This is a genomic window from Pseudomonas sp. P5_A12 (assembly GCF_056400685.1).
The window spans coordinates 1-8,446 of record NZ_JBFUKU010000231.1; the positions used below are offsets into that span (position 1 = coordinate 1).

11 protein-coding genes are annotated in these 8,446 nt (G+C 57.9%); 6 read left to right on the forward strand and 5 right to left on the reverse strand.

Annotation, left to right across the window (positions count from 1 at the left end; all coding sequences use genetic code 11):
* Positions 1 to 162, reverse strand: a 162-nt coding sequence (locus tag AC1DSG_RS23415; protein WP_477793021.1) for a transposase, incomplete at its 3' end; no start/stop codon positions are given.
* Between the two features lie 89 nt (positions 163 to 251).
* Here AC1DSG_RS23415 and AC1DSG_RS23420 point away from each other — a divergent pair.
* On the forward strand, positions 252 to 977 hold the full coding sequence (locus AC1DSG_RS23420; RefSeq protein WP_477793013.1) for an MBL fold metallo-hydrolase: 726 nt from the start codon (positions 252 to 254) through the stop codon (positions 975 to 977).
* A gap of 55 nt (positions 978 to 1,032) precedes the next feature.
* The gene (locus tag AC1DSG_RS23425) at positions 1,033 to 1,284 is read left to right on the forward strand and encodes an acyl carrier protein (protein WP_477793014.1); all 252 of its coding nucleotides are present in this window, start codon (positions 1,033 to 1,035) and stop codon (positions 1,282 to 1,284) included.
* Between the two features lie 217 nt (positions 1,285 to 1,501).
* Here the strand turns inward: AC1DSG_RS23425 and AC1DSG_RS23430 are convergent, their stop codons facing one another.
* Both AC1DSG_RS23430 and ptrR read right to left on the reverse strand, forming a co-directional pair.
* The gene (locus AC1DSG_RS23430) at positions 1,502 to 1,630 is read right to left on the reverse strand and encodes a PA1414 family protein (protein WP_007914492.1); all 129 of its coding nucleotides are present in this window, start codon (positions 1,628 to 1,630) and stop codon (positions 1,502 to 1,504) included.
* Positions 1,631 to 1,769: 139 nt separating this feature from the next.
* Positions 1,770 to 2,663, reverse strand: coding sequence for a putrescine utilization regulator PtrR (ptrR, locus tag AC1DSG_RS23435; RefSeq protein ID WP_477793015.1), 894 nt, complete (start codon positions 2,661 to 2,663; stop codon positions 1,770 to 1,772).
* Between the two features lie 103 nt (positions 2,664 to 2,766).
* Here ptrR and AC1DSG_RS23440 point away from each other — a divergent pair, with 103 nt between their 5' ends.
* Positions 2,767 to 3,948 carry an MFS transporter gene (locus AC1DSG_RS23440; RefSeq protein WP_477793016.1) on the forward strand — a complete coding sequence of 394 codons (1,182 nt, stop codon included), beginning with the start codon at positions 2,767 to 2,769 and terminating at the stop codon, positions 3,946 to 3,948.
* On the opposite strand, the gene AC1DSG_RS23445 is transcribed toward AC1DSG_RS23440, so the two are convergent.
* Together AC1DSG_RS23445 and AC1DSG_RS23450 are read right to left on the reverse strand one after the other, a co-directional pair.
* Positions 3,893 to 4,825 carry a DMT family transporter gene (locus tag AC1DSG_RS23445; RefSeq protein WP_477793017.1) on the reverse strand — a complete coding sequence of 311 codons (933 nt, stop codon included), beginning with the start codon at positions 4,823 to 4,825 and terminating at the stop codon, positions 3,893 to 3,895. The two genes, AC1DSG_RS23440 and AC1DSG_RS23445, sit on opposite strands and share 56 nt — an antisense overlap.
* A gap of 306 nt (positions 4,826 to 5,131) precedes the next feature.
* A complete protein-coding gene (locus tag AC1DSG_RS23450; RefSeq protein WP_477793018.1) occupies positions 5,132 to 5,968 on the reverse strand; it encodes a CvfB family protein in 837 nt (278 codons plus the stop codon).
* 353 nt (positions 5,969 to 6,321) lie between these two features.
* Here AC1DSG_RS23450 and AC1DSG_RS23455 point away from each other — a divergent pair, with 353 nt between their 5' ends.
* From AC1DSG_RS23455 to AC1DSG_RS23465, 3 genes are all read left to right on the forward strand, one after another.
* On the forward strand, positions 6,322 to 6,510 hold the full coding sequence (locus AC1DSG_RS23455) for a hypothetical protein (protein WP_017337097.1): 189 nt from the start codon (positions 6,322 to 6,324) through the stop codon (positions 6,508 to 6,510).
* Positions 6,511 to 6,729: 219 nt separating this feature from the next.
* Positions 6,730 to 7,446, forward strand: coding sequence for a TorF family putative porin (locus tag AC1DSG_RS23460; protein ID WP_477793019.1), 717 nt, complete (start codon positions 6,730 to 6,732; stop codon positions 7,444 to 7,446).
* A 64-nt stretch (positions 7,447 to 7,510) separates the two neighbouring features.
* Positions 7,511 to 8,380, forward strand: coding sequence for a DUF6279 family lipoprotein (locus AC1DSG_RS23465; protein ID WP_477793020.1), 870 nt, complete (start codon positions 7,511 to 7,513; stop codon positions 8,378 to 8,380).
* Positions 8,381 to 8,446: the final 66 nt, after the last annotated feature.

Consider the following 8,446-nt stretch of genomic DNA (forward strand, 5'->3'; position numbering starts at 1 on the left):
CAAACCTTTATCTCTAGCCATTTGTCTCCAGTTTCGCAGTGACTGAGGCGTGAGATTAAGCGCAATGGCGAGTTCTGCCACTGAGCGATTTAGAGGCGGCATCATTTGCAAGACGACCCAATCTTTGAAGTCGTCGTCGTAGCGTTTGCCTAGATTGGACATTGTTATGCACCTTCGCCCTCTTGAATGAATGAGTCAATCAACAAGGGTGACAGGTAGCCTGACACGGAGGGGCCTGGAGAAAAGTGCTTATGAAGATCGTCAGCCGCGATCTGTGGTTCGAACTGAAACAGCTCAGCGACGGCATCCGCCTGATTCACGAGCCCTACATCCGGCCTTTCTATCGCTGCAACCTCTGGCACATACAGGGTCGCGACAAGGATCTGCTGTTGGACAGCGGTTCCGGGTTGGTCAGCCTGCGCGAGCAATTGCCGTGGATCACCGAACGGCCGCTGGTGGCAGTCGCGAGTCATTGCCATTTTGACCACATTGCCGGGCATCACGAGTTTCCTGAACGGCTGGTGCACCCGGCTGAGGCGGACATCCTTGCCGCGCCGGACGGCGACAACGATTTGAGCAAAGCCTTTGTCGGCGACGACATGTTCGAGGCGCACCCCGATTGCCCGTTGTGCTACGCCGAATACCGGGTCAAAGCAGCACCCGCCACGGGCATGATTGAAGAAGGCGATGTGCTGGACCTGGGCAACCGCGTGCTGCAAGTGCTGCACACACCGGGGCATTCACCGGGAGGCATCAGCCTCTACGAAGCGGCGACCGAGACGCTGTTCAGTGGCGACATCATCTACGACGGCCCGTTGGTCGAAGACGCCTACCACTCCAACCTCGACGACTACGCCCGCAGCCTGCAACGCCTGCGCGAGTTGCCTGTGCGCACGGTGCATGGCGGGCATTTCGGCAGTTTCTCGGGGGAGCATTTGCGCACAATGATTGACGAGTGGCAGCGCTCACACGGCTGAAGCCTGCTGTACTCAAGCGCAGGGCCAATATCACTATCGCCCTCGAAGGGCGACCATGAAAAGAGCCACCGTTCGCCTCGCCGTCCATCAATTCATCAGCCGTGTGCTGGAGGGCCGGGATGACTACGACGACGATGCCAGCCTGGCGGAGTTGGGATTGGATAAAGAGGACATCGAAGAGCTGATCTTCCATCTGGAGGATGAGCTGGGGTTGACGGCGTTTACGGCGGAGGAAGACCCGCTGCTCAAGACCGCCAGGACGGTGAACGATTTGATTCGGTTTTTGATTGAGATCGGGCGGCATTGAATTTGCCCGGTCTCTGGCATCTGCCTGATCTGTAGCAGCTGCCGAGCACCGCGAGGCTGCGTTCGGGGCCGTCCACATTATTCGGACGGAGCCGTCGGTGACATCAGATTTTGCCGTGTGTCAGGTAGACGCAGCATGTAGGGGTTTACGGCTGCTGCGCAGCCGAACGCWGCCTCGCGGTGCTCGACAGCTGCTACATGTGCTACATGCGGCGCGACTAACGGCGGCGTTGCTGGCGTCGGCGCTGCTCGTCGTCCGTACGAATAGGCACAGGTTGCAGAGGCGGTTCGATCAAACCGAGTGCAACACCCAGATCGTGCAGCCAGTTTTGGATTTTCTCTTTCATGGTGCCCCCTTCAGGGTAGTGCCGGGCGACCGGAATTCTGAGGTCGCTTCGCACTGATAATAGTCCGAAGTCCTACGTAATGCTCATCAAAAGACGCAATGATCTGTTACTGAATTGAACAAAATGCCTGACCGGTCGTTCAAGCAATCGCCCGGGCCTGAACCGGTGCCGTCGGATAGACCGTCTGCTGCTGCTCGATCCACGCGTTCAAATTGGCCCCGACCATGCCTTTACGCCACATCAGCCAGGTCGTTGCGCTGGCAAATGGTTCCGCCAAAGGGTGCACCGCCACGCTCTCGCGGCCCGGCAGGCTGGCGAGCATCGACTCCGACATCAACGCCACGCCTGAGCCAGCAATCACACACGCAAGCATTCCCGGATAGGATTCGATCTCCATCGCCCGGCCCATCGCAGCATGGTCATGGGCGAACCAGGCCTCCAGGCGCATCCGATAGGAGCAGCCCTGACGAAAGGTAAACACCGAGCGCCCTTCCACATCCAGCGCACTGCGCACCGGCGGGTGATCGGCCTCAGTAATCAACACCAGCCGTTCGTCGCACAACGGCACGCCGTCCAGCCCTGCGAACTCCAGTGGACCGTCCACCAGCGCCGCATCCAGTCGACCGCTGAGCAGACCTTCAAGCAGCTCGCCGCTGGGCCCCGATTGCACTTGCAGGTTTACCGCCGGGTAATTGCGGTGATAACGCGCCAACAAACCCGGCAGATGAATCGCCGCGGTGCTGTACATGGTGCCGAGCACGAAGTCCCCGGCCGGTTGCCCGCCCTGCACTGCCGCACTGGCTTCGTCGTGTAGGGCGAACAGTTTGGCGGTGTAGTCCAGCAGGACTTTTCCCGCAGGCGACAACTGCAAACGCTGACGCTCGCGGACGAACAGTTCTACACCGAGCTGCTCCTCAAGTTGTTTCAGGCGTGTCGACAGGTTGGACGGCACCCGATGCAAACGTTCGGCAGCACGGGTGATAGAACTCTCCTGCGCCACCGCCTGGAAGATCCGCAATTGGCTGAACTCCACGACCTTCTCCAATTCAGAACAAGTTGCTCACTATTATTCATTTTTAATGAATGTCAATCAGTCCTAGCCTGACGGTCATTGATCCTTTACCGGAACTCAGACTATGTCCCCGCTGATTCGCTTACTCGCCAGTTTTATCGCCCTGATGATGGCCATGGGCATCGGGCGCTTCGCGCTGACTCCGCAAATGCCGCACTTGCTCAGCGAAGGTCAGATCGACCTGACCGCGGCGGGCCTGATTGCCGCCGCCAATTACCTTGGCTACTTCGTCGGTGCACTGGATGCGATGTTCTCGCGCAAACCGGCGCAAGTCCGTCAGCGCCTGTTGGGAGGATTGTGGCTGTGTGTGCTGCTGACCCTGGCGTCGTTTTGGGCCAACGGATTCTGGTCGCATCTGCTACTGCGCTTTGGCACTGGCGTGGCCAGTGCCTGGGTGTTGGTGATGATCACCGCACTGAGCCAGCCATTGGCGACAGCGGCCGGTCGTCCACGACTGGGTGCCCTGGTATTTGCCGGACCGGGCCTGGGGATTTTTCTCACAGGCCTGCTGGCTTTGGGCTCGAACCTGCTGGGGCAGACTTCCGCGACATTGTGGCTGGTGTATGCCGGCGTAGCGCTGGTGATGCTGCTGGGGATTCTGCCATTCCTGCCACAACCTGCGGCGAAGCTGGTGGCGGCCCCCATCGCCGTCACGCCGGATCAACAGGGCATCGCTCGATTGGGTGTGATCTATGGCTTGTACGGTCTGGGCTACATCATCCCCGCCACCTTCCTCTCGCAGATGGCCAACGCGCAGTTTCAGGGTCAGTGGCAGGCCGACCTGTTCTGGCCCTGCTTCGGCCTGGCGTCGGCTGTCGGCGTGATGATGGTGAGCCTGCGTCGACAATCCCCAAATGGCACACGCCATTGGCTGATGATCACCTTGTGGCTGCAAGCCGCCGGGGTCTTCGCCTGCCTGTTGGGGAGCGGTATGGGGTTGGCACTGGGAGTGATGTTGTGCGGTACGCCGTTTCTGGCGTGCATGCAATTGGTGATGCAACRTTCCCGCGAACTGGCGCCCCACGCCACCCAGCGCAACGCCGGGTTGCTGACCGCGTGCTTCGCCGTGGRTCAGCTCGCCGGGCCGTTGCTGGCCGCCCTGAGCAGCCATTTCAGTGGCGGTTTGCAGCCCGCCTTGATCATTGCCGGCAGCGGCCTGCTCATTGCCGGCAGCCTGTTGCTGCGCCCGGTCAGGACTGCCCGAGGGCTTTGCGCAAACGACGGCGCACCCACTGCTCAGCGCTGACAAACGTGATGCCGAGCAACACCAGCACGGCGCCGATGACGAAGTTGAGGCTCAGTTCTTCCCCCAGCAACATCACCCCGAACGTGACGCCGAACAGCGGCGTCATGAACGAGAACACCGCCAGGTTCGCCGCCAGATAACGGCGCAAGAGCCAGAACCAGGTCAGGTAACTGAAGAACGACACCACCAATCCCTGGAACAGCACGCTGGTCACTGCCACTGCGGTCAGGCTGACGTGAGTGATCTGGCCGCTGAGGATCGCGATCAGCACCAGGCCAACGAAACCGACGATCAGTTGATAGAACAACGTAAGCGTCACCGGCGCTTCCGACAGACGCGAAGCGCGCACCACCACCGTGGTTGCCCCCCAAGCGGCGCCAGCCAGTACGCCCAGCGCATCGCCCATCAACATTCGGTGATCGAGGTTGTCCCAGGACACACCACCGGCAAACGCAATGGCGATCCCGACGAAGGCGAGGAAAATCCCCAACCACTGCAAAGGCCTTAAACGCTCGCTCGGCAGCAACCAATGCACGCCCAACGCGGTAAAAATCGGTGCGGTGTAAAGGAACACCGACATGTGCGCCGCCGTGGTCAATTGCAAGCCTTCGGAGATGAAGAAGAACTCCAGACCAAACAGCGCACCGGCCAACAAGCCGCCACGCCAAGTCGCGCCGACCTGATCCCAGCCGCCCTTCCAGCAGATCAGCAATCCTACGAGCAATGCGGAAATGCCCGACCGCCCCACCGCCTGCATGACCGGTGCGATGTCAGGCGCCGCCCACTTGATGATCACCTGTTGTACGCCCCAGATCAGGCACAACCCGATCATCACTTGCAGGGCAAATCCGTCGGCGCTACGCCGGCTGGCGCTCACCGTGACACCTCGACAACACAATCCATGGCAGAAACTCGGCAAAATAAAAACAACGCCCGACACAGGGCTTATGCTGATCAGTTAAAGAGCGACACAGTCCGTAGCAGCTGTCGAGCCCCGGCGAGGCTGCGTCCGGCTGCGMARCAGTCGTAAAATCATGCAATGCGGTGTTTCAGAAAGTCCGCGCGTACAGGGTTTACGACTGYTKCGCAGCCGGACGCAGCCTCGCCGGGGCTCGACAGCTGCTACAGAGCCGGAAGCAAGCTGGTACAAAGTGGGCGTTGGCTTAAGTGACCAGTTGGGAGGTCAGCTTAGTTCAATGCGATCCGCGTGAATGACGATCTGGCCATTCTTGTACAGCGCACCAATGGCTTTCTTGAAGTTGCCCTTGCTGACGCCAAACATGCTGGTGATCACTGTTGGGTCGCTCTTGTCGCTGACCGGCAGGCTGCCGTTGTTTTCACGCAACTTGGTCAGGATCTTCGAGTTGAGGCTGGTGGCGGCTTCTTCGCCTACCGGTTGCAGACTCAGGCTGATCTTGCCGTCGGCGCGGACCTCCTTGATAAAGCCCTTCTCTTCTTTGCCGGCACGCATGAACTTGAAGATTTCGTTCTTGTGGATCAAGCCCCAGTGCTTGTTGTTGATGATGGCCTTGAAGCCCATATCGGTCGCTTCGGCCACCAGCAAATCCACTTCCTGGCCAGGGGTGTAGCTGGCCGGGGTCTTGTCCAGGTAGCGATCCAGTCGCGCGGTCGCGGTGATACGACGGGTGTGCTTGTCGAGGTAGACATGCACCACCACATACTCACCGGCGGTCATCTGGCGTTTTTCTTCGGAGTACGGCAGCAGCAGGTCCTTCGGCAGACCCCAATCCAGGAAAACGCCGATGCTGTTGACTTCAACGACTTTCAAACTGGCGAATTCACCGACCTGAACTTTCGGCTTTTCAGTAGTTGCGATGAGTTTGTCATCGCTGTCCAGATAAATAAAAACGTTGAGCCAGTCTTCATCTTCGCTGGGAATATCTTTGGGGATATAACGATTAGGCAACAGGATTTCGCCATCCGCCCCACCGTCCAGGTATAAACCGAAGTTAGTGTGTTTAACCACTTGCAAACTGTTGTAACGCCCGATTAAAGCCATTTCAAATACCCTCATTACGTGGGCGGCATTCTACCCGGTTTTGCGGGCGACGTTCGCTGGCCGGCCCGGTGGTGAAAGAAAATACTCTGTAAAGTTTGATTCTCCTTGGGGGGCGGCCCCGCAGACCTCGCCACTCGTCAGCCCGACAAGGGGGATTTGTCACGTGCCAGCCCATTCAGACCTTAGCTATTTTTACCCACGTTCTTATTTAAAACAGCGGGTTAGAGATCTATTTCAGATTATCACCCTAGATAAATTACAGCCCGGCGATGTGTATTTTGAGGGGATATTAGCCAAGCAATTGTCAAGTATTTCCTGTACGATGCCTGGCCAAGTTAATTTTCTACAGGTTAATGGCCGCCATGCGTGTAAAAGCATCCAACAGCAAAGCAAAGCCAGCTCCAGCCGTTGAAACCAGCGAATCGATCAACAACCAGATCGCTGCGTTCCTCAAGTCCGGTGGTGAAATCCAGCAAATTGCCAAAGGCGTCAGCGGCCAGACGTTCGGCCCGTCCAAGCAGATCACTTTGGGCAAGAAGTAACACCCCCAAAGATCCGCCGCGTCAACTGGTCCATAAGCGCTTTGAGCCTCGAAGCGCTTGGACTGGAACCCTCCCGCAACACCCCGAAAAAAAATCAATAATTCAAAAATCGATGAACGGCCCTCGATGCCGAGCTTTCGCCGGTATGCTTGCACACGTCTAGAACAAGCGTTTCAGCAGATTTTCGATTCCTGCTCCTCGCTGTCAATGGAGTGACGCATGCTCAAACCCTTTCTCATAGTGCTCTTTACGTTGCTGGCATGCCCAATCGCCAACGCGCAAATTTTCCAGCGTGAACTGGGCGATTTCGACCTCAAGCTCGGCACTACGCCCAGCCGCAGCATGGCCCAAGGGCTGGTCAAGCCTTCCAGTACCGGTTCATTCCATGGTGGCCTCGACCTGACCCACGACAGCGGTTTCTATGTTGGCCAATGGGCCCCGAGCATGGGATTGAGTCCGGGCAAGAACCTTGAAGTGGATTCCTACGTGGGGTTTAAACAGCCCTTCGATCAAACCCTCGGGTACGAAGTAGGCATGATCCACTACAGCTATCCGAAAGTGGACACCCTCGACAGCCAGGAACTCTTCGGCGGCCTGACCCTGCTCGGCAGCCGCTTTGGCGCAGCCTTCAGCAATGACCCGGACAAACTGAACCGGACACTGTTTGCCGACCTCGGCGGCAATCAACCGTTTGGCATCGGGATCAGCATGAAATACACCACCCACCAGCTCTACACACCGGTATCGGTAGACGATGGGTATATCGGCAGTTTTACCGATTGGTCGGTGCAACTTTCCCGACCGTTCATGGGCATTGATCTGGACCTGATCTACAGTGATTCAAGTCTCAGTGGCAGCGGTTGCTCTGCCTATTCCGGGCACAACAGTGAATGCGACGGGCTGGTCACCCTCAAGGCTGAACACTCGTTTTATTGAACAGCTGAACTGCCAGGTTCATCCTGAGTTCACATGAGAACCTACGCTTAGCAAGGATCTGCCCATGTCGCGCTGGTTAATTCGTTTCGCCGCTCTGCTCATCCTGAGCTTCGCCATTGGCGCGTGCAGCCGAGTGGGCCTGGCCTACCGCAACCTCGACGTGATCATTCCATGGACACTCAACGACTATCTGGACATGAGCGGCGAGCAGAAAGGCTGGTTCAACGAACGTCTCAAGGAACACCTGGACTGGCATTGCACCACGCAACTGCCGGTCTACATGGAATGGCTCGACCGCTTGCAAACAATGGTCGAAACCAACCAGGTCACCGACGCCGCGCTGCAAGCCCGCACGCGGGAAGCCAAAGCCGCCATCGCCCAGACAGCCAGGGAAATCACCCCGTCGGCCGTCGAGTTGTTACAGGGCCTTGATGACAAGCAAGTCGCGGAAATGAATGACGCCTTCGCCAAGGACCTGCGCAAACGGCAGGAGGAATTCCTCAAACCGACCCTTGATCAGCAGATCAAACAGCGTACCGAACGCATGGATAAACGTCTGGATGACTGGCTTGGCCCGCTGAGCCCCGCCCAGCAACAACGGGTCGTCACTTGGTCAAAGGCCTTGGGTGATCAGAACACACAATGGATCGCCAACCGCGCGCACTGGCAGACGCAATTCAGCGCCGCCGTTGCCCAGCGCCATAGCCCGGGTTTCCCACAGCGAATCGAGACACTTCTGGTCAATCGCGAGAGTTTATGGACACCGACCTATCGCCAGGCCTACGCCAACACCGAGGCTCAGGCTCGCGGGTTGATCGTGGATTTGATGGCCGAGAGCACGCCAGCCCAGCGTCAGCAGTTGTTGAAGAAAATCGAAGGGGTGCGAAAAGACTTCAACGATCTAAAGTGCCTGAAAAATGCCAAACAAAGTTAATCCCATCACAACTCCCCTGTGGGAGCGAGCTTGCTCGCGATTGCGGTACATCAGTCGCATCATCGT

Excerpts from the sequence above, each read along its gene's own strand:
- AC1DSG_RS23420 (WP_477793013.1), top strand. The coding sequence starts at position 252 with ATGAAGATCGTCAGCCGCGATCTGTGGTTCGAACTGAAACAGCTCAGC.
- AC1DSG_RS23425 (WP_477793014.1), top strand. The coding sequence starts at position 1,033 with ATGAAAAGAGCCACCGTTCGCCTCGCCGTCCATCAATTCATCAGCCGT.
- AC1DSG_RS23430 (WP_007914492.1), bottom strand. The coding sequence starts at position 1,630 with ATGAAAGAGAAAATCCAAAACTGGCTGCACGATCTGGGTGTTGCACTC.
- AC1DSG_RS23450 (WP_477793018.1), bottom strand. The coding sequence starts at position 5,968 with ATGGCTTTAATCGGGCGTTACAACAGTTTGCAAGTGGTTAAACACACT.
- AC1DSG_RS23455 (WP_017337097.1), top strand. The coding sequence starts at position 6,322 with ATGGCCGCCATGCGTGTAAAAGCATCCAACAGCAAAGCAAAGCCAGCT.
- AC1DSG_RS23460 (WP_477793019.1), top strand. The coding sequence starts at position 6,730 with ATGCTCAAACCCTTTCTCATAGTGCTCTTTACGTTGCTGGCATGCCCA.
- AC1DSG_RS23465 (WP_477793020.1), top strand. The coding sequence starts at position 7,511 with ATGTCGCGCTGGTTAATTCGTTTCGCCGCTCTGCTCATCCTGAGCTTC.